Annotated in this window: 18 protein-coding genes and 1 pseudogene; 10 read left to right on the top strand and 9 right to left on the bottom strand. The window is 72.1% G+C overall.

The features are described 5' to 3' along the window. Nucleotides 1–42: 42 nt before the first annotated feature. From L0P92_RS08370 to L0P92_RS08360, 3 genes are all read left to right on the top strand, one after another. Nucleotides 43–648 (top strand): sulfite oxidase-like oxidoreductase, encoded by a 606-nt coding sequence (locus L0P92_RS08370; protein ID WP_234761868.1) that lies wholly within the window; start codon nt 43–45, stop codon nt 646–648. 82 nt (nt 649–730) lie between these two features. Continuing rightward, complete coding sequence (locus L0P92_RS08365; protein ID WP_234761892.1) at nt 731–1,486, top strand: ferredoxin reductase; 756 nt, start codon at nt 731–733, stop codon at nt 1,484–1,486. A gap of 78 nt (nt 1,487–1,564) precedes the next feature. Then, nucleotides 1,565–2,149 carry an Rv1733c family protein gene (locus L0P92_RS08360; RefSeq protein WP_234761867.1) on the top strand — a complete coding sequence of 195 codons (585 nt, stop codon included), beginning with the start codon at nt 1,565–1,567 and terminating at the stop codon, nt 2,147–2,149. Nucleotides 2,150–2,354: 205 nt separating this feature from the next. Here the strand turns inward: L0P92_RS08360 and L0P92_RS08355 are convergent, their stop codons facing one another. Then, complete coding sequence (locus tag L0P92_RS08355; RefSeq protein WP_234761866.1) at nt 2,355–3,734, bottom strand: 8-oxoguanine deaminase; 1,380 nt, start codon at nt 3,732–3,734, stop codon at nt 2,355–2,357. 102 nt (nt 3,735–3,836) lie between these two features. Between L0P92_RS08355 and L0P92_RS08350 the strand changes: the two genes are divergently transcribed. The 3 genes from L0P92_RS08350 to L0P92_RS08340 all read left to right on the top strand — a co-directional run bounded on the left by L0P92_RS08350 (nt 3,837) and on the right by L0P92_RS08340 (nt 6,993). Further along, entirely contained in the window at nt 3,837–4,805 is a 969-nt protein-coding gene (locus tag L0P92_RS08350; protein WP_234761865.1) for an acetylxylan esterase, read from the top strand. Nucleotides 4,806–4,952: 147 nt separating this feature from the next. Further along, nucleotides 4,953–6,119 carry a serine hydrolase domain-containing protein gene (locus tag L0P92_RS08345; RefSeq protein ID WP_234761864.1) on the top strand — a complete coding sequence of 389 codons (1,167 nt, stop codon included), beginning with the start codon at nt 4,953–4,955 and terminating at the stop codon, nt 6,117–6,119. 130 nt (nt 6,120–6,249) lie between these two features. Then, a complete protein-coding gene (locus L0P92_RS08340; RefSeq protein ID WP_234761863.1) occupies nt 6,250–6,993 on the top strand; it encodes a GntR family transcriptional regulator in 744 nt (247 codons plus the stop codon). On the opposite strand, the gene L0P92_RS08335 is transcribed toward L0P92_RS08340, so the two are convergent. The 3 genes from L0P92_RS08335 to L0P92_RS08325 all read right to left on the bottom strand — a co-directional run bounded on the left by L0P92_RS08335 (nt 6,963) and on the right by L0P92_RS08325 (nt 9,111). After that, nucleotides 6,963–7,751, bottom strand: a complete 789-nt coding sequence (locus tag L0P92_RS08335) for an acyl-CoA thioesterase (RefSeq protein WP_234761862.1) — start codon at nt 7,749–7,751, stop codon at nt 6,963–6,965. The genes L0P92_RS08340 and L0P92_RS08335 overlap by 31 nt on opposite strands. A 71-nt stretch (nt 7,752–7,822) precedes the next feature. Beyond that, on the bottom strand, nt 7,823–8,548 hold the full coding sequence (locus L0P92_RS08330; RefSeq protein ID WP_234761861.1) for a class I SAM-dependent methyltransferase: 726 nt from the start codon (nt 8,546–8,548) through the stop codon (nt 7,823–7,825). A gap of 5 nt (nt 8,549–8,553) precedes the next feature. Beyond that, complete coding sequence (locus L0P92_RS08325) at nt 8,554–9,111, bottom strand: PadR family transcriptional regulator (RefSeq protein WP_234761860.1); 558 nt, start codon at nt 9,109–9,111, stop codon at nt 8,554–8,556. Nucleotides 9,112–9,181: 70 nt separating this feature from the next. Here L0P92_RS08325 and L0P92_RS08320 point away from each other — a divergent pair, with 70 nt between their 5' ends. The 4 genes and pseudogenes from L0P92_RS08320 to L0P92_RS08305 all read left to right on the top strand — a co-directional run. Next, on the top strand, nt 9,182–9,580 hold the full coding sequence (locus L0P92_RS08320) for a nuclear transport factor 2 family protein (protein ID WP_234761859.1): 399 nt from the start codon (nt 9,182–9,184) through the stop codon (nt 9,578–9,580). Nucleotides 9,581–9,654: 74 nt separating this feature from the next. Continuing rightward, the gene (locus L0P92_RS08315) at nt 9,655–10,482 is read left to right on the top strand and encodes a class I SAM-dependent methyltransferase (RefSeq protein WP_234761858.1); all 828 of its coding nucleotides are present in this window, start codon (nt 9,655–9,657) and stop codon (nt 10,480–10,482) included. A gap of 244 nt (nt 10,483–10,726) precedes the next feature. Next, nucleotides 10,727–11,863 (top strand): transcription termination factor Rho, encoded by a 1,137-nt coding sequence (gene rho / locus L0P92_RS08310; protein WP_234761857.1) that lies wholly within the window; start codon nt 10,727–10,729, stop codon nt 11,861–11,863. A gap of 93 nt (nt 11,864–11,956) precedes the next feature. Next, nucleotides 11,957–12,793: pseudogene (locus tag L0P92_RS08305) on the top strand (D-alanyl-D-alanine carboxypeptidase family protein); the annotation flags it as partial. Between the two features lie 80 nt (nt 12,794–12,873). On the opposite strand, the gene L0P92_RS08300 reads toward L0P92_RS08305, so the two are convergent. The 5 genes from L0P92_RS08300 to L0P92_RS08280 form a co-directional block, all read right to left on the bottom strand. Beyond that, complete coding sequence (locus L0P92_RS08300) at nt 12,874–14,226, bottom strand: glycosyltransferase 87 family protein (RefSeq protein ID WP_234761856.1); 1,353 nt, start codon at nt 14,224–14,226, stop codon at nt 12,874–12,876. After that, entirely contained in the window at nt 14,223–15,617 is a 1,395-nt protein-coding gene (gene mptB / locus L0P92_RS08295; RefSeq protein WP_234761855.1) for a polyprenol phosphomannose-dependent alpha 1,6 mannosyltransferase MptB, read from the bottom strand. Before mptB ends, L0P92_RS08300 begins: the two co-directional genes overlap by 4 nt. Before the next feature lie 225 nt (nt 15,618–15,842). Further along, the gene (locus L0P92_RS08290) at nt 15,843–16,784 is read right to left on the bottom strand and encodes a glutaminase (RefSeq protein ID WP_234761854.1); all 942 of its coding nucleotides are present in this window, start codon (nt 16,782–16,784) and stop codon (nt 15,843–15,845) included. 52 nt (nt 16,785–16,836) lie between these two features. Further along, nucleotides 16,837–18,246 carry an aspartate ammonia-lyase gene (aspA, locus tag L0P92_RS08285; protein WP_234761853.1) on the bottom strand — a complete coding sequence of 470 codons (1,410 nt, stop codon included), beginning with the start codon at nt 18,244–18,246 and terminating at the stop codon, nt 16,837–16,839. A gap of 117 nt (nt 18,247–18,363) precedes the next feature. Then, nucleotides 18,364–19,380: an asparaginase gene (locus L0P92_RS08280; protein WP_234761891.1), complete on the bottom strand. Its 1,017-nt coding sequence runs from the start codon at nt 19,378–19,380 to the stop codon at nt 18,364–18,366. Nucleotides 19,381–19,387 lie beyond the last annotated feature (7 nt).

Genomic DNA, 19,387 nt, shown 5'->3' with positions numbered 1-19,387 from the left:
CCCGCGGGCCGTCGCCTACGGCGGCCTGGAGGCATCCCCCGTATGAACGTCACCCGAGGCTTCACCGGACGCCCACGCGTCCAGAACGCCGCGCTGCCGCCCGGTCAGTACGACGCGGGCGACGACTGGCCCGTCCTGTCCGCCGAGGTCACACCGGAGCTGACGCCCGCCGAGTGGACCTTCCGGGTCGACGGTCTGGTCGAGGAGCCGCGCACCTGGAGCTGGGAGCAGGCCCACGAGCTGCCGACCTCGGCGTACGAGGGCGACATCCACTGCGTGACGAGCTGGTCGAAGTTCGGGGTGCGGTTCGGGGGCGTCTCACTGGACCGGTTCCTTGATGTGGTCCGGCCCCATGTGTCCGCCACACATGCCGTCGCCTACTCGCACACCGGGTACACCACCAACCTGCCGCTCGCCGACCTGACCGGCGGACGGGCCTGGATCGCCTGGGAGTTCGACGGCGAGCCGCTCGCCGCGGAGCACGGCGGCCCGGCGCGGCTGCTGGTGCCGCACCTGTACTTCTGGAAGAGCGCCAAGTGGATCGCGGGCCTGCGGATCCTCGACCACGACGAGCCCGGGTTCTGGGAGCAGAACGGCTACCACGCCCGCGGCAACCCCTGGGAGGAGCAGCGGTACTCCGGTGACTGAGGTGACTGTGACTGACATGACGGTGACTGCGGAGGCCATGACTGAGGCGGCTGTGACCGAGGCGGCCGTAACCGAGTCAGCTGTGCCCGAGACGTTCACTCCCCCGACCCGCTTCGCCGTGCCCGGGCGGATCGCCGTCAGCAACCGCGTCGCCGCGCTGTGGCAAACCGCGACGATCACCGAGATCCGCCGCGAGACCCCGCACGCCGCCACGTTCCGGCTCGCGGTGCCGGACTGGGCGGGCCATCTGCCGGGCCAGCACCTGATGCTGCGGCTGATCGCGCGGGACGGCTATGTGGCCCAGCGCCACTATTCGATCGCGTCCGCGCCGGACGACTCCGGGCACATCGAGCTGACCCTGGACCATGTCGAGGGCGGCGAGGTCTCCGGCTGGTTCCACTCCGTGGCCGAGCCCGGTGACACGGTGGAGGTGCGCGGCCCGGTCAGCGGCTTCTTCGCCTGGCCCGGCGACCGGCCCGCGCTGCTGATCGGCGCCGGCTCCGGTGTCGTACCGCTGATGTCGATGGTGCGCCACCACAGGGCGCGGGGCCTGGACGTGCCGCTGCGACTGCTGGTGTCGGCGCGCAGCCCCGAGGAGTTGATCTACGCGCGGGAGTACGGCGCGGAGACGACGCCCGTGTTCACACGGAGTGCGCCGGAGGGTGTGGCTGTGGGACGTATGGCCGCCACATATGTGGCGCCACTCCTGGCCGAGCAGCCTCCGGGTGGGTGGGAGGCCTATGTGTGCGGCTCCAACGGGTTCGCCGAGCACGCCTCCCGGCTGCTGGTGGCGGCAGGTCAGCCCGTGGACCGTATCCGGATCGAGCGCTTCGGCTGACCGACGGTCCGGGGCGGTGCCGCGCGTTTGTCCGGAATCGTCAGGAACGTTGTCCTGTGTACGGGGTACCTGGACGCCATGCGATACCTGGTGGGTGACCGGCACCGGCGGCGCAGTTCACTGCGGCGCCGGTCGGACGTCGTCGAGGCGTGGACGACAGGGGCGGTGGCCGTCCTGCTCCTCGTGATGGCGCCCCTGGTCGGGGTGTGCGCGGCCTGGTGGGCCCATGACAGTGCCCGGGCGACGGCCCAGGAACAGCGCGCCGATCGCCGGCAGGTCCGGGCCGAGGTCGTCGGCAGACTGTCCGACACGCTGCCCATGGCACACGGCGGACGGCAGCCGTCCGCGAGGACGACGGTCCGCTGGGCGGAGCCGGACGGCACCGCGCGGACGGCCACGGCGCGCGTCCCGGCGGGCACCCGGAGCGGCGAGGCGGTCGACGTGTGGCTGGACTCCCGGGGCCGCAGCGTGGCCCCGCCGCCGGACGCCATGGCGATCTCGCAGCACGCCGTCACCATCGGCGTCTGCGCCACGGGCGCCACGGTCGCCGTGATCCTCCTGGGCCACCTGGCCGTACGCCACACCGCTATGCGTCACCGCCTGGCCGAATGGGAACGGGAGTGGGCCGCGACGGAACCGGAGTGGACGCGCCGTCGGGCATGACCTGGCGGCATCGCCCGGGCACACGAGCCCTACGCCGCCTCCTGCATGCGGCGTGCGATGCCTTCGTGCACCCGCAGGGCGTCCGCCGTAGCGCGATGCGTCGCAGCCTGACCGACGGAACGGGAGTGGGCCGCGACGGAACCGGAGTGGACGCGCCGTCGGGCATGACCTGGCGGCATCACCCGGGCACACGGGCGGCCCGGCCCTACCCGGCCCCCTGCATCCGGCGTGCGATGCCGTCGTGTGTCCGTAGGGCGTCCGCCAGTCCCGGCAGGCGGGGCTCGCCGTGGTCGACCAGGATGCGGCCGCCGACCACCGTGGTCCAGGCCCGGGCGGGGCCGCAGCGCAGCCAGGCCTCCACGGGGTCGCTGACGGCGCCGGCCAGGGCGACCTCGTGCAGGTCCCAGACGACCAGGTCGGCGCAGGCGCCGGGCCGCAGATGGCCCAGTTCGTCGGCCCGGCCCAGGCAGCGCGCCGAGCCACGGGTGGCGATGTCGAGGGCATCGCGGGCGGTCATCGCGCCTGGTCCGCCGCGGTAGCGGCCCAGCAGCAGCGCCGCCCGGGTCTCCAACCAGAGGGAGGCGTGGTCGGTGGAGGCCGAGCCGTCGCAGCCGATGCCGACGGGCAGGCCCAGTTCGCGCATCTCCCGCACGCGCGCGGTGCCGCCGCCGATGAGCATGTTGGAGCTGGGGCAGTGCGCGACGCCGACGGCCGCCGCGGCAAGACGGCTCAGCTCGGCGTCGTTCGGGTAGATGCAGTGCGCGACCCAGCTGCGGTCGCTCATCCACCCGGTCTCCTCGAAGTACTCGACGGGGCGGCAGCCGTAGGTCTCCAGGCAGTACGTGTCCTCGTCGTGGTCCTCGGCGAGGTGGGTGTGCAGCCGTACGTCGTGGCGCTCGGCGAGTGCGGCGGTCGCCGTCATCAGCGACCTGGTCACCGAGAACGGCGAGCAGGGCGCGAGCGCGACGCGGACCAGTGCCCCGGGTTCGGGGTCGTGGTAGGTCCTGATGAGACGCTCGCTGTCGGCCAGTACGTCGTCCTCGGTCTGGGTGACGCTCCTCGGCGGCAGTCCGCCGTCGTCGACGGAGCGGGTCATCGAGCCGCGGGTGGCGTGGAAGCGGAAGCCGATGTCGCGGGCGGCGCGGATCTCGGCGTCGACGAGACGCGGCCGGGGATGGACGTAGAGGTGGTCGGACGACGTGGTGCAGCCGCCCATCAGCAGTTCGGCCATGCCGACGTACGCCGACACGTACGCGGCCTCCTCGTCGAGGCCCGCCCAGAGCGGGTAGAGGGTGGTCAGCCAGTCGAAGAGGGAGCCGTTCACGGCGGGCGCGTAGGAGCGGGTGAGGTTCTGGTAGATGTGGTGATGCGTGTTGATCAGGCCAGGGGTGACGAGTCGTCCGGCCGCCGAGACGGTCGTGCGGGCCTCGGGCTCGCTCCCGGCCCTGCCGACGGCGGTGACCCGATCACCGGTGACGGCCAGCCAGCCGCCCGGGATCTCCCGCCCGCCGTCCACCACCAGTAGTTCGGCGTCCCTGATCAGCAATTCCACTGCCTGGACCGGAGCTTCGACGGCAGACGTCATGACGTCATGGTAGGTGCTTGACCGGGAGAGACCTGGCGAGACCTCCGATCTCACCCGTACGGTGTGATCATCCGCAGTAACCCTTCGAAAAGGCGGTCCTTCATGGCCCTGTTCGACCTTCCGCTCGACGAACTGCGCGAGTACCGCAGCCGGTCCGTCGAGCCCGAGGACTTCGACTCGTTCTGGTCCAAGACCCTGGAGGAGGCACGCGGACACGATCTGGACGCCCGCTTCGAGCCGGTCGACACCGGGCTGTCCACGGTGCGGGTGTACGACGTGACGTTCGCCGGGTTCGGCGGTCACCCCGTGAAGGGCTGGCTGCGGCTGCCCGCGGCGGCCACCGAGCCGTTGCCGCTGGTCGTGGAGTTCATCGGGTACGGCGGCGGGCGTGGGCTGCCGCACGAGAACCTGCTGTGGGCCTCCTCGGGCCGGGCGCACTTCATGATGGACACGCGCGGCCAGGGCAGCGCCTGGGGCGCGGGCGGCGGGACGCCGGACCCGGTGGGGGCCGCGCCCGCGTTTCCCGGTTTCATGACGCGGGGCATCGACGCGCCCGAGAACTACTACTACCGCCGGGTGTTCACGGACGCGGTGCGTGCCGTGGAGGCCGCCCGTTCGCATCCGCTGACCGACGCCTCGCGCACGGTGGCGATCGGCGCGAGCCAGGGCGGCGGCATCACGATCGCCGTGGGCGGCCTGGTGCCGGATCTGACGGCCGTCGCGCCGGACGTGCCGTTCCTGTGCGACTACCCGCGCGCGACGACGATCACGGACCGCCACCCGTACCGCGAGATCGGCCTCTACCTGAAGACGCACCGGGGCCGCTCCGAGGACGTCCTGCGCACCCTGTCCTACTTCGACGGCGTCCACTTCGCCGCGCGCGGCCGGGCGCCCGCCTTGTTCTCGGCGGCCCTGGAGGACCAGACCTGCCCGCCGTCCACCGTGTTCGCGGCCTTCAACGCCTGGGCGCACGACACCAAGGACATCGAGGTGTACGACTTCAACGACCACGAGGGCGGCGGCCCCTTCCATGAGGCGGCCAAGCTGGACTGGCTGCGCGCGCACGTCTGACGGGCGCGGGGATCCGGTGGACGCGCCGGCCTCGGTGAGGTCGGCGCGTTCGGCACCTTCCACCCAGTCCGACCAGTCGGTACGTTCAGGGAGCCCGGGCCGCGCCGTCGCCGCCCGGGCTTCCGGCTGAGGACGAGGGGTGGGCTCATGACGGAGCACGAGGCAGAGGTGCACGGGCACTGCGATCCGCGGTTCGCGGCGGTGCGGGCGGCGTTCGAGGCGAACTTCCGGGAGCGCGGGGAGCTGGGCGCGGCCGTCGCGGTCACGGTCGGCGGGGAGACCGTGGTGGACCTGTGGGGCGGGTGGGCGGACGCGGCGCGCGGCCGCCCGTGGCAGCGGGACACGCTGGTCAACGTGTGGTCGACGACCAAGGGTCCGACGGCCCTGTGCGCGCACGTCCTCGCCGACCGGGGGCTGCTCGACCTGGACGCCCCGGTGGCCGCGTACTGGCCGGAGTTCGCCGCGGCGGGCAAGGAGCAGATCCTCGTACGGCATCTGCTGTCGCACCGCGCCGGTCTGTCCGGTCTGCGGGAGCCGCACTCGCTTCAGCAGCTGTGCGACTGGGAGTTGACGACGCAGCGGCTCGCGGCGATGGAGCCGTGGTGGACGCCGGGCACGGGGTCGGGGTATCACGCGCTCACGTACGGGTTCCTGGTCGGGGAGGTGGTGCGGCGGGTGTCGGGGCTGCTGCCCGGGGCCTTCCTGGAGCGGGAGGTGACCGGGCCGCTCGGGATCGACTTCGCGATCGGCCTGCCGCAGAAGGAGTCGGGGCGGGCAGCCGAGCTGGTGCAGCCGCCGGTCGCGTCGAGCAGTGAACAGAAGGCGATCTTCAGTCAGTTGGCGCCGGCCGCCGTCGCCGCGCTGGCCAACCCGGCGGTGGGGGCGGCGCAGGCCAACTCGCCCGAGTGGCGGGCCGCCGAGATCCCCGCGGCGAACGGACACGGCACCGCGCGGGCCGTCGCCGCGCTGTACGGGATCTTCGCGGGCCTCGGCTCGTACGACGGCCACCGCGTCCTGTCGCCCGAGGCGGCCGAGCGGGTGCGTGAGGGACAGGGCAGCTGTCGCGACCTGGTGCTCGGGGCCGGATTCGAGAAGGAGACGGAGGCCGGGCTCGGCCTGTGGCTGAGCGGGGCCAACGGTTCGTACGGACCCAACCCGCGGGCTTTCGGACACGACGGCTTCGGTGGCTCGTGCGGTCTGGCCGATCCGGAGGCCGGGGTGTCGCTGGGCTACGTGATGAACCGGATGGGGCCTCATATAGCCGACGACCCGAGGAAGATGGCGCTGATCGACGCCGTGTACGGCGCTGTGTGAGCGCTGGTTCACGCGGGTCGTTTCGGCCGAAGTGACAGACCGCCCTTCCCTTCTGGTTTAGACCAATGCTTGGATCTGGTGGCGCAACGAACCCGCACGACTACGACACGTCACCAACAGGAGGCGCGGCATGGTCCGCACCACCCCGCACGACCGCCCGCTCACCGGAGCGCAGCCGCTGTACTGGAGGATCGCCACCCAACTGCTCGGCGAGCTGCGCGACGGAACCGTCCCGCCCGGTGAACGGCTTCCGGCGGAACGGCAGTTGGCGCTGCACTTCGGGGTCAGCCGGGAGACCGTACGGCAGGCGCTGGAGGTGCTGCGCCACAGCGGCCTGGTCACCACCGACCGGCGGGGCAGCCATGCCGTCCTGTCCGGTCCGCCGGTCGAGACCCCCTCGACACTCACCTTCCCGGTCGGCGCCCGGTCCACGGCGCCGGGCGCGGTGGACCGGGCGACGGTCACCTGGGAGACTCCCCCGCCGGAGCACGCCGAGGCCCTGGGGCTGGCCCCGCACCGGCCGACCCTGGTACACCGCTACGAGTCCGCGGGCGCCGACGGCCACGGCCGGCGTACGGCCGTGACGTCCTTCTCCGCCGTGGCGCTCGCCGAGGTGACGGAGCTGGCCCGCTGCCGCGACCGAGCCGACGGCGCCGGGGCGGCCGAGCTGCGCCGCGCCTACGACTGGATGCGCCGGGCGGGCCTCACGCTGCACCATCGCGACGCCATCACCCGGCTGCCGGGCGCGCCTTCGGTGCGGGTCACCCGGCGCGTGCACGATCAGTACGCCCGCCCCCTGGAGATCACGGACCTCGTCATGGACGCCCAACAGGACGCCCTGGTCTACGAGTTCACACTGCCTGCGGCGGGCTGAGCGCGCACGACCCTCGCCTGCCGGGCCAGCGCCAGCAACCGGCCGTCCGCCGCCCAGACCGCGCTGTCGTCGACCGCCCAGCCGCCGCCCGCCCGCTCGGTCCGGATCCGGACGAGGGCCCAGCCCTCGTGGGTGCCGTCGTCGAAGGCGTCGGTGAGATGGACGGTGAGTTCCGCGGTGGGCACCGGGCGCGGGGTGCGCCAGCGGGCGTACAGGGCGGGCGGCAGGACGTCGGTGAGGGTGACGGCCGCCGGGGCGTCGAGGGCGCGGCCGTCCAGGAAGCGGACCCAGGCCGTCAGTTCGGCCTTGTCGCCGCCCGCGAGCGGGAGGTCGTCGGTGGCGGGACGGATCTCCAACTGCCGGGCGAAGGGCGACAGTCCGGCGGGGAGGTCCAGGCGACGGCAGTCCCTGGGTCCCGGCACACCCGGGAGCGGACTCTCGTCGTACGACGGCCCCGGGCGCCCTGCGCCGAACAGCGCCGAGCCATGGATGACCGGTACGCCGTTCTGGTGGCCGGTGAAGACACAGCTCGCCGTGCGCCGGCCGACCGCGGGCGCCGCGCCGGAGAAGTGGAGCGGGCTGTCGTCGACCGGTGCCAGATAGTGCGTGGTCAGTGTGCGGACCGGATGGGCGCCGCCGGCGAAACGGTCGCGTACGGCGGTCAGGGCGAGGGCGGCGACATGCCCGCCGTGCGCCCCCTCCCAGGACCACCATCTGGGGTCGACGCGGATCTCGGTGTCGGTCGTAGTCGCTGTCACGGGCTCACCATAACCTCGCGAGTTTGAAAAACAAACCCACTGGCCGCTGGGAGTCCGAAATTCCAACCCGCCTAGTCAGGGCGGCGCGCCACCACCATCCGCACCCGCGGGCTCCCGTCCGCACGCCGGCCGAACTCCGACAGCGCACCGAGCTCCACCCGGAAGCCCGCCCGTTCCAGCCCGGCACGCACCTCGCCGAGCCGGAAGGCCCGGTAGTACATGACGAAGGGCGGCCGCCACACGGCGTTGCGCACCCGCATCACCGAGTCGAAACCCAGCAGCATCCAGTACGCGGGGGACGTGGGGCGGGGCGGGGCCACGACCGGGAAGGCGAAGGTTCCGCCGGGCCGCAGCACGGAGTGGACCTGGGCGAACAGGCCCGGCAGCTCACGGGGAAGGAAGTGGCCGAACGCCCCGAAGCTCACCACGAGGTCGAAGGCGGAGGTGAACGGCAGGGCACGGGCGTCCGCACGCACCCAGCCGACGTACGCGCCCTTGACCTCCACCTGACTCCTGGCGACATCGAGCATGCCGGCACTGAAGTCGACCCCGGTGACACTGCGCCGGCACACCTCGGCCAGCACCTCCACACCCGCGCCCGTCCCGCAGCACAGGTCGAGGCCGTCGTCGTACGGGCCGATCCGGCCGAGCGCGGACGCGACGGCGGTGAGTACCGACTCCGGCGTACGGAACGGGGTGTGGTCGAACTTCGGGGCGAGCAGGTCGTATCCGCGCTCGACGGACGACAGGGCCTGGACGGCGAGTTCGCGCAGGGAGGGACCTTCGGGGCTGAACATCCGGGTCACCCCGCGGCGACGCGTTGCTTCAGGACGGCGAGTACCCGCTCGCACCAGCGCAGGTTCTCCTCCTCGAAGGAAATGCCGCGCAACAGCGTCAGATACGGTCCGACGCGGTCGGCCTCGCGCAGGAACTCGTCCTCGGTGCGTCCGTCGAGGAGGCGGTCGCGGACGCGGGCGTAGCGGTCGAGTTTGCCGCGCGCCCAGGTCACACGCTCCTCGATCAGGGCCCGGGTGGTCTCGGGGTCGTCCATGGCCTGGAGCTTGATCAGGAGTTCGTCACGGACGGCGGTGGGCCGCCGGGGCGGTTCCGCGGCGAAGGCGCGCAGGTCCTCCCGGCCGGCCTCGGTGAGGGTGAACATCCGCTTGTTCGGCCGGCGTTCCTGCTGCACGAACCGGGCCTCGACGAGGCCGTCCTGCGCGAGGCGCTCCAGCTCGCGGTAGAGCTGCTGCGGGGTCGCGGGCCAGAAGTTGGCGAACGACACGTCGAAGACCTTGGAGAGCTCGTAGCCCGAGGCCTCGCCCTCCAGGAGTGCGGCGAGCACGGCGTACTTGAGGGACATGTGGACACCGTAACAGCAGGTGATTATTCTCATCGACACCTACTCAACTAATTGACCATGAGGTGATCCGATGCGCGCGTTCCGCGAGGCGGTCGAGGCAGGGGACTTCGACGCCGTGGAGGCCCTGCTGGCCGAGGACGTCGTCTTCACCAGCCCGGCCGTTTTCAAGCCGTACCCCGGCAAGGCGATCACCGCGGCCATCCTGCGCGCGGTGGTCCGGGTCTTCGAGGACTTCCGCTATGTGCGGGAGATCAACGACCCGGGTGGCCGCGACCACGCGCTGGTCTTCACCGCGCGCGTGGGCGACCGGCAGATCACCGGCTGCGACTTCCTCCGGGTGAACGAGGACGGGCTGATCGACGACTTCATGGTCATGGTCCGTCCGCTGTCCGGCGCGCAGGCCTTGGCCGAGGCGATGGGCGCGCAGTTCGAGCAGATCGCCAAGGAGGCACAGGCGCGTTCGGTGTGACGGCCTCGGCACCCGGGTGCCCGTGTCCTGAATTCCTGCCGCCGCGGGTGCCGGGTTCGCGGTTGGATGTCCTCATGAGCACCGACGAGCACGCGCGGATGATGTCGGCCAACCAGGCGAACTGGGACGCCCGCACGCCCGTCCATCTGGGGAGCCGGTTCTACGGCCTCGACCAGGATCTCGATCCCGCGCGCTGGTTCGCCTCCTTCGAGTGGGACGACCTCGGTGAGCTGGCCGGTCGCGATGTGCTCCATCTCCAGTGCCACCTCGGCACCGAGACGATCGCCTTCGCACAGCGCGGGGCGCGGGCGGTCGGCCTGGACTTCTCCGGGGCGTCGGTGGCCGCCGCCAACGGGATCGCCGACAAGGCGGGGCTCGACGTCAGCTACGTACAGGCCAATGTGTACGACGCCGTGGAAGCCCTGGGCCGACGGCGGTTCGACGTGGTGTACACGGGCAAGGGCGCGCTGTGCTATCTGCCGGACCTCGACCGCTGGGCCGGTGTCGTGGCCCGACTCCTGCGTCCCGGGGGACGGTTGTACCTCGTCGAGTTCCATCCGCTGCTCAACTCCCTCGGCCCGAAGCCCGGTCCGGGCGAGGGGCCCGAGCTGCTGCTGCGCCACGACTATCTGGGCGGCGACGGCGCCGTGCACCGGGACGCGACGCACACCTACACCGACGGCCCCGCCGTCGAGGGCGCCACGGACAGCTATGAGTGGATGCACGGAATAGGCGAGGTCGTCAACGCGTTGGTGCAGGCGGGACTGACCATCCGGCGCCTCACGGAGAGCGACGAGCTGCCCTGGCCGCGCTGGCCGCAGATGGTGCGGACGCCCTCCGGTTGGTGGCGGCTCCCCGAGCCGCGCATCCCCCTGCTGTACGGACTGCTCGCCACACGCTGAACCACCGTGGTACCGTCCAGACAGCACATGTGTACGCCCCGTCGTGGGCGCCGGTGCTGTCTCACCTCAGTTCGCCGGTCGTCGTACCGGCATCACCTCACCACCTCGTGACCGGTGGTTCCGCCGTATCCGAGGTGCTGTTCTCCCGCCGCCCGAAGGCGATCTGACCGCCTTCCCGAAGTCCGCGGCCCCTCCCTTCCCTGCGCATGTCCCATGCCTTCCGTCCGTGAAAGGACCGAACCTCATGACCACCACACTCGAACACCCCCCGGTCCGGCAGCAGCCCCCGGCCCGCGCCGTCACCGGTGTCCTCGACATCGACGCGAGCGGGAAGGGCCACCTGCGCGCCGAGAACCTGCTGCCCTCCCCCGCCGACCCGCACGTCTCCCCCGCTCTGATCCGCCGCCACGGCCTGCGCAAGGGCGACCTCGTCGACGGCGTGCACGGCGACCGGCGCGCCCTCACCGAAGTCGCCCGCGTCAACGGCCGCACTCCCGGCGAAAGCCGCCGTGCCTTCGGCGAACTGACGCCGCTTCACCCGCGTGAGCGGATCCGTCTCGAACACCCGGGGTCCGGCCTGACCGGACGGGTCGCCGATCTGATCGCGCCCGTCGGCAAGGGCCAGCGAGGGCTCATCGTGGCCCCGCCCAAGACCGGCAAGACCGTGCTGCTCCAGCAGCTCGCGGCGGCCGTCACCGGCAACCACCCGGAGTGCCGGCTGATGGTGGTGCTCCTCGACGAGCGCCCCGAGGAAGTCACCGACATGCGGCGCTCGGTGCGCGGCGAGGTGTACGCCTCGACCTTCGACCGGGCACCCAAGCAGCACATCGCACTCGCCGAGCTCGTCATCGAACGGGCCAAGCGGCTCGTCGAGGCGGGCGAGGACGTCGTCATCCTGCTCGACTCCCTGACCCGGCTGTGCCGCGCCCACAACAACGCCGCCGCGTCCAGCGGCCGCACCCTGAGCGGCGGCGTCGACGCGGCCGCGCTGCACGGGCCGAAGCGGTTCTTCGGCGCCGCGCGCCTCGCCGAGGAGGGCGGTTCCCTGACCATCCTCGCGACGGCCCTGGTGGAGACCGGTTCCCGGGCCGACGACTTCTACTTCGAGGAGCTCAAGAGCACCGGCAACATGGAGCTGCGGCTGAGCCGGGAGCTCGCCCAGCGCCGCGTCTTCCCCGCCGTCGACATCAACCCCTCAGGCACTCGTCGTGAGGAACTCCTCCAGCCTCAGGGCGAGTTGACGGCGGTACGCGGCCTGCGCCGGGCGCTGCAGACCCGCGACGGCCAGTCCAACCTGGAGACCCTGCTGGAGCGGATGCGCGAGACGCCGGACAACGCCACGTTCCTCCGGCGGATCCAGCCCACGCTGCCCGGCGAATGACACTCCCCGGAAGGATCGCCCGTCCGGGTGCAGGCGCACCCCGACCGGCCCGGGCAGCGCGCTGTACGACGAGACCCTTCCTACGTTGGCGGTATGAAGATCGGATTTACCACCCGGGCTCTCCTCTCCGCCTGCGCGCTGTGCGCGGCCGGCCTGCTGGCGCTCGCGCCGGCCACCGCGGTCGCTCGCACCCGGCACGACGCCGATCCGCCCGGCGGGCACCGGGCCACGACACCGCAGCCCGCGCTGCTGTACCGCTCCGGCCCCCACGTGCGGCCCGGTACCGAGGCGCCCCGGGTGCCACGTCTCTCCGCGCTGTCGTGGCTGGTGGCCGACGCCGACTCCGGCGAGGTGCTCGCCGCGTACAACGCGCACCGCAGACTGCCGCCCGCCAGCACGCTGAAGACACTGTTCGCCCTCACCGTGCTGCCGACCCTGCCCGGTGGCATCCGGCACACGGTGCGCGAGGAGGAGCTCGCCGGCATCGGGCCCGGCAGCAGTCTGGTCGGGGTCGCCGAGGGACACACCTACCGGGTCGCCGATCTGTGGCGCGGTGTGTTCCTGAGCTCCGGGAACGACGCCGTGCGTGTGCTGGCCGCGCTGAACGGCGGCTGGCGCGAGACGGCCGCCCGTATGCAGACCAAGGCCCGTGCGCTGGGCGCGCTCGACACGCGCGTGGTGTCGCCGGACGGCTATGACACGCCTGGTCAGGTGTCGTCCGCGTACGACCTGGCGGTGTTCGGCCGGGCGGGGCTGCGCAACGCGGAGTTCGCGCGGTACTGCGGCATGGCGGCGGCCAGGTTTCCGGGCCGGGGCGGCTGGTCGTACGAGATCCGGAACACCAACCGGCTGCTGACCGGCGCGGACGGCGTGGACCGGTATCCGGGCCTGATCGGCATCAAGAACGGCTACACCAGCCATGCGGGCAACACGCTCGTCGCCGCCGCCCGCCGGGGTGAGCGCACGCTCGTCGTCACGGTGATGAACCCCAGGGCGGGCGGCTTCGCCGTCTACGAGGAGGCCGGCGAGCTGCTCGACTGGGGGTTCGGGGCGGCGGGGCGGGTCGAGCCGGTGGGGTCGCTGGACGCTTTGCGGGCCAAGCCGAGACCCGGGCCGGTGACGCAGCCGGTGGTCGCCGCGGTGGAGCCCGAGGGCAGGGCCGGCTGGCCGGAGGCCTTCGCGATCGTGGGCGCCGCCGGAGTGGGGGCGGGTGCCGTGTCGCTGGTGACGCGGGGCAGGGTCGAGCCGTCGGCGCCGGGGTGAGCGACCGGCAGCCACAGCAGCAGGCCGAGCGTGATCCAGGCGTAGGTGTTGCCGCCGAGGAAGCCGTCGACGCCGGACGCGTCGTCGAACCACAGCCACACCACGCTGGTGCACAGCACGGCGTACAGCGCACCGGCGGTCCACCGGTACCCCGCGCGGACGAGGACGGCGAAGGACGGCAACAGCCAGACCAGGTGGTGGACCCAGGTGATCGGACTGACCAGGCAGGCGGTCAGCCCGGTCAGGGCGAACGCCGCGGTCCAGTCCCCCGCCCCGACCGCCCGGCGCGTGCGCGCCACCCAGACGCCCAGCACCAGCAGGACCACCACGGCCCAGACCGCGCGGCTCGACACGTCAAGGCGGGCCAGGACGCCCTGCAACGACTGGTTGGAGACATAGTCGAGACGGCCCACGCGGGTGGTGTCCCACATCGCGTGCGTCCAGTAGAAGCGGGACGCGTCCGGTGCCACCAAGGCCGCCAGGGCCGTGGCGACGGCGGCGACGGCGGTGGCCACGGCCGCCGCCCGCCGACGTCCGGCCACCAGCAGCAGACCGATGAACGCGGCCGGCGTCAGCTTGATCGCCGCCGCCAGCCCGATGCCCACGCCCGCCCAGCGCTCCCGGCCGGTCGCCAGCAGCCGGCAGTCGAGCAGCACGAGGGCCAGCAGCAGGATGTTCACCTGGCCGAAGCTGAAGGTGTCCCGCAGCGGTTCGAACAGGGCAAGCCCGCACACCGCCAACGCACAGCCGTACCAGCCGTACCGCCGCAGGTCCTGCCCCGCGAGCACCCGCAGGGCGAAGGCCAGGGCCGCCAGGTTGAGCAGCAGCGCCACCGCGATGGCGACGTGCAGACCGACCAGCGCCATGGGCAGCATGACGACGGCGGCGAACGGCGGGTAGGTGAAGCCGTACGTGGTGCCGGGCACGCGGTAGTCGTAGATACGGCCGCCGTGGTGGATCCAGCTGTCGACGGTGCCGTAGTAGACGCGCAGGTCGAACCAGTCGCGCAGCAGCGGCACGGTCGCGGTGAAGACGGTCACGGCGGCGGCGAGGACCAGGACCAGGGCGAGCCGGCCGCGGTCGGTGCGGGGAAGTCTCATGCGGTGCGCTCCAACGCCGGGGCCTGCGCCGCGAGATGCGCCTGCCACAGGACGACCACGGCGAGTACGCCCCCGGAGACGGCCAGCACCAGTTGCCCGGCGTCCGCCGCGCCGCCGCTGGGCAGCACGGCCAGCGCGAGCACACCCGTCACGGCCGCCACCCGGTGCCGTACCGACGTACTGGGCGCGGCGGCGGCGATGAGGAACAGGCCCCACAGGGCGTACCAGGGGCGGATGGCGGGTCCGAACGCGGCCACGGCCGCCAGGCTCAGACCGAGCGCGTACACGGGGCGCGGACGCCAGCGCCACCAAATCAGGAGCACCAGGACCGCCGTGAGTACGAGGCCGAAGACGTGCCAGGCCGGGACGGCCAGCGGCGCCAGATCGCTGCCGACCTCGGTCAGCAGGGAGGCGGTGGCTCGGCCGAGGAGGCTGGTGAGCGCCCAGTTCTGCGGGGAGACCGGGGTGTCGAGGGCGCCTATCCAGCCGTATCCGGTGCCCGCGACGGCCGTGGCGGCGACCGTGGTGGCGGCGGACGCGGCGGCCGTGCTCAGGACGGCCTTCGCCGGGTGGTGGCCGGAGCGCATCTGGAGCAGGACGACCGCGGCGAGGCCCAACGCGGCGGGCGCCTTGACCAGGGCGGCGAGCGTGACGAGTACGGCGCCCAGGACCGGCCATCGGCCGAGCGCGGCGACCAGACCGGCGCCGAGCAGGCCGAGCATGATGGCGTCGTTGTGGGCGCCGGCGACCAGGTGCAGCAGCACGAGCGGGTTCAGGGCGCCCAGCCACAGCGCGGCGGCCGGGTCGGCGCCGCTGTGCCGGGCGAGACGCGGCAGCGCCGCCGCCATCAGCGCCACCCCGAGGAGGGCTATGAGACGCATGCCGAGGAGCCCGGCGGGGAGTTCACCGCGGGTCAGTCCGGACAGGGCGGAGGCGACGCCGAGGAACACCGGGCCGTACGGGGCACCCGTGTGCCGCCACAGCGGGGCGACCTCGTCCGCGAGCGGGCCGCCGAGGTGGGCCGGACCGTACGCGTACACGTCGATGTGCGCGTCGACCATGGCGCCTTGCGCCAGATAGCTGTAGACGTCCCGGCTGAACAGCGGCGGCGCGATCAGCAGCGGGGTGGCCCACACGGCGAGCACCAGCAGCAGGGCGCGCGGGGTGGGTGGGTCGGCGCCGCGCACCAGGCTGCCGAGGAGCAGCCACGCCACTATCAGCAGGACGACGCCGAAGTACACGCCGACCAGGCCCAGGGCGGCGTGCACCGAGCTCGGGGCCAGGAGTTCCCGGACGGGCAGGGCGCCGGCCGTCTCACCGCCCAGGGCGAGGAAGGCGGTGCCGGCCAGACCTAGGATCTGGCAGCGGCGGAGATCGAGGGGGAAAGCCATGGCCAACACTCGGGCAGGGTGTCAACGTGGGGTGACCGCGAGTTGACGCGGTTCTCTCCGGGGGGAGGACGTGGTGTGTCCGGCGCGTGATCGTCTGCCGGGGGTTGTGGTTGGTGGGGAGCGTCTGCCTGGTGCGGCGGTTCGCAGGGTGCGGGCCGGTGGGGGCTTGTCGCGCAGTTCCCCGCCCTGAAGGGCGTGGCCGCAGCCCGCGTGAAAGAGTCCTCTCTAGAACACCGACAAGCCCGTCAGCGTGGTGAATCTGTCCAGGGCTGCCACTCCCGCCACCGAGTTGCCGCGTTCATCCAGCCCGGGGCTCCAGACGCACAGCGTGCAGCGGCCCGGTACGACCGCGATGATGCCGCCTCCGACGCCGCTCTTGCCGGGCAGGCCCACCCGGTAGGCGAAGTCGCCCGCCGCGTCGTACGTTCCGCAGGTCAGCATGACCGCGTTGACCTGTTTGGCCTGGCTGCGGGTGAGGAGGCGGGTGCCGTCGGCGCGGACGCCGTGGCGGGCGAGGAAGGTGGTGGCGAGGGCGAGGTCGGCGCAGGACGCCTTGATCGAGCACTGCCGGAAGTACTGGTCGAGCAGGTCCGGCACCGGGTTGTCGATGTTGCCGTAGGACGCCATGAAATGGGCGAGGGCGGCGTTGCGGTCGCCGTGTGTGGACTCGGAGGCGGCGACGTCCTGGTCGAAGTCCAGGGTCGGGTTGCCGCTCTCGGCGCGGAGGAAGTCCCGCAGCCCACCTGCAGCGTCTCCGGTACGGGTCTGGAGGCGGTCGGTGACGACGAGGGCGCCCGCGTTGATGAACGGGTTGCGGGGGATGCCGTTCTCGTACTCCAGCTGGATCAGGGAGTTGAAGGGGTTGCCGGAGGGCTCGCGGCCCACGTGCTCCCAGAGTTCGTCGCCCTCGCGGGCCAGGTCGAGCGCGAGGGTGAACACCTTGGTGATGGACTGCGTGGAGAACGGCTCGCGCCAGTCCCCCACGCCGTACACCGTGCCGTCGAGTTCCGCGACGGCCATGCCGAAGCTACGCGGGTCGCAGGCCGCGAGCGCCGGGATGTAGTCGGCGGGGCGGCCGCGGCCGGGGGTCCGCCCGATCTCCTCCGCGATGCGCTCCAGGACCGGCTGGAAGGTCAGTGACGACGTCGACGCTGCCATGATCACCATTGTGCCTTCCGGCCGGTCCCGGCGCGCATCCCGAGGTAGGGGTTCCTGCTGGTCAGGCCAGGGCCTGGCGGCTGCCCGCGAGGACTTCCGGACGGAGCAGGTCGGCCAGGGTCTCGGCGGGCAACAGGCCCTTCTCCAGGACGAGTTCGGCCACGCCTCGGCCGGTGACGAGGGCCTCCTTGGCGATGTCGGTGGCCGCCGTGTACCCGATGTGCGGGTTCAGGGCGGTGACCAGGCCGATGGAGTTCTCCACGGTCCGGCGCAGCGCCTCGGTGTTGGCGGTGATGCCGTCCACGCACCGCTCCGCGAGGGTGAGGCAGGCAGCGCGGAGGTGGGTGATCGACTCCGACAGGGAGTGCAGGATGATCGGCTCGAAGGCGTTGAGCTGGAGCTGTCCGGCCTCGGCGGCCATGGTGATGGCCACGTCGTTGCCGATCACCTCGAAGGCGACCTGGTTGACGACCTCGGGGATCACCGGGTTGACCTTGCCCGGCATGATCGACGAACCGGCCTGCACCGGCGGCAGGTTGATCTCACCGAGGCCCGCACGCGGCCCCGAGGACAGCAGGCGCAGGTCGTTGCAGCTCTTGGACAGCTTCACGGCGATCCGCTTGAGCACGCCCGACATCTGCACGAACGCCCCGCAGTCCTGGGTCGCCTCGACCAAGTTGGCCGCGGTGACCAGCTGGAGCCCGGTGATCTCGGCGAGGTGCCGGCGGGCCGACTCGGCGTATCCGGCGGGGGCGTTGAGGCCGGTCCCGATGGCCGTGGCGCCCAGGTTGATCTCATGGATCAACTCGACCGCCTCGGCAAGACGTGACCGGTCCTCGTCCATCATGACCGCGTACGCCGAGAACTCCTGCCCCAGCGTCATCGGCACCGCGTCCTGCAACTGTGTACGGCCCATCTTGAGCACGTCACGGAACTCGACAGCCTTGCGGGCGAAGGAGTCCTGAAGCACGGACATCCCCTTGAGCAGCCCGCGCACCGCGAACACCGTCGCGATCTTGACGGCGGTCGGGTAGACGTCGTTCGTCGACTGACCGAGGTTGACGTCCTCGTTGGGGTGCAGGTACTCGTACTGGCCCTTGGCGTGGCCCAGCAGCTCCAGCGCCCGGTTGGCGACGACCTCGTTGGCGTTCATGTTGGTCGAGGTGCCCGCGCCGCCCTGGATGACGTCGACCACGAACTGGTCGTGCAGCTTCCCGGACCGGATCTCCCGGCAGGCGGCGACGATCGCACCGGCCTTCTTCGCCTCCAGCAGCCCGAGCTCCTCGTTGGCGAGAGCGGCGGCCTCCTTCACGGCGGCCAGGGCGTCGATCAGGTGCGGGTAAGCGGAGATCGGCGTCCCAGTGATCGGGAAGTTCTCCGTGGCCCGCAGGGTGTGAACACCCCAGTAGGCATCGCCGGGGACGTCCCGATCGCCCAGCAGATCGTGCTCGCTACGGGTGACGACGTTCATGAGGGAACGGTTCTTCTTTCTACGATGGTGAGGTGAGCGCCCCTGAAAGGGGCGCGGGGAACTGCGCGACAAGCCACAAACAACCCGCAGCCGCCGTACAAGAATTCCGGCACATCCTTAGGCGCACGCCGAAACAACAACCGGCTCCAGCGACCGAACGGGCCGCACACGCCCGACCTCCTGGCCGCCCCCGAGCAACGCCTCACCCTGGAACTCGGTGAGCAACCCAGGATCAACCCCGGCCCAGGCGAGCGCGGCGGCAGCCACCGGCACCCGCGCCCGATTGGCCCCGTCGGCGATCTTCACGGCGACGGCCCGCCCGTCCGGCAGCGCGGCGACCTGCACTCCCTCGAACCCGTCCTTGGCGAGCAGCCCCGGCACGGCCCGCATCAACGCGGCCACGTCCCGCCCGGACCCGGAGGCCATCTCGGCATGAGACCGCATCGCGTCCGCGACCCGCGCCTCCGGCGTACCCGGCACCGCGGCCGTGATCCGGGCGGCGGCCCGGGCGAGCCCGTGCAGCGAGACGGAGAACAACGGCGCCCCGCACCCGTCGACGGTCACCTGCGCGATCCGCTGACCGGTCAGGTCCTCGACGATCTCCGCGATGGCCTGCTGGAGCGGGTGCCCGGGATCGAGGTAGTCGTCCAGGGACCAGCCGTTCAGGGCGCAGGTGTACAACATGGCGGCGTGCTTGCCGGAGCAGTTCTGGGCGAGCCGGGAGGGCGCGCGGCCCTCCCGGATCCAGGTGTCCCGGACGACCGGGTCGAACGGCATGTCCGGGACGTTGCGCAGCCGGTCCTCGGTGAGTCCGGCGAGTTCGAGGATGCGCCGGGTTCCGGCGAGGTGACGTTCCTCGCCGGAGTGGCTGGCAGCAGTGAGCGAGAGCAGCTCGCCGTCGAGCGGGAGCCCGGCCCGTGCCATGGCGACGGCCTGGACGGGCTTGAGCGCGGAGCGCGGGTAGAAGGCGGCCTCGATGTCACCGAGCTGGAACTGGACCTCGCCGTCGGTGCCGAGGACGACGACGGAGCCGTAGTGGATGCCTTCGATCATTCCGCCGCGTATGAGGTGGGCGACGGGGGCGTGGAGAGGTTCGCGGACAAGGGGTGCGTCCGCTGTGGAACTGCTGTACATCACTGCC

Origin of the sequence: Streptomyces muensis, assembly GCF_021474425.1 — a bacterium.
Lineage (GTDB): Bacteria > Actinomycetota > Actinomycetes > Streptomycetales > Streptomycetaceae > Streptomyces > Streptomyces muensis.
Note: the sequence above shows the minus strand (reverse complement) of the source record. Positions and strands in the feature narration are given on the sequence as shown.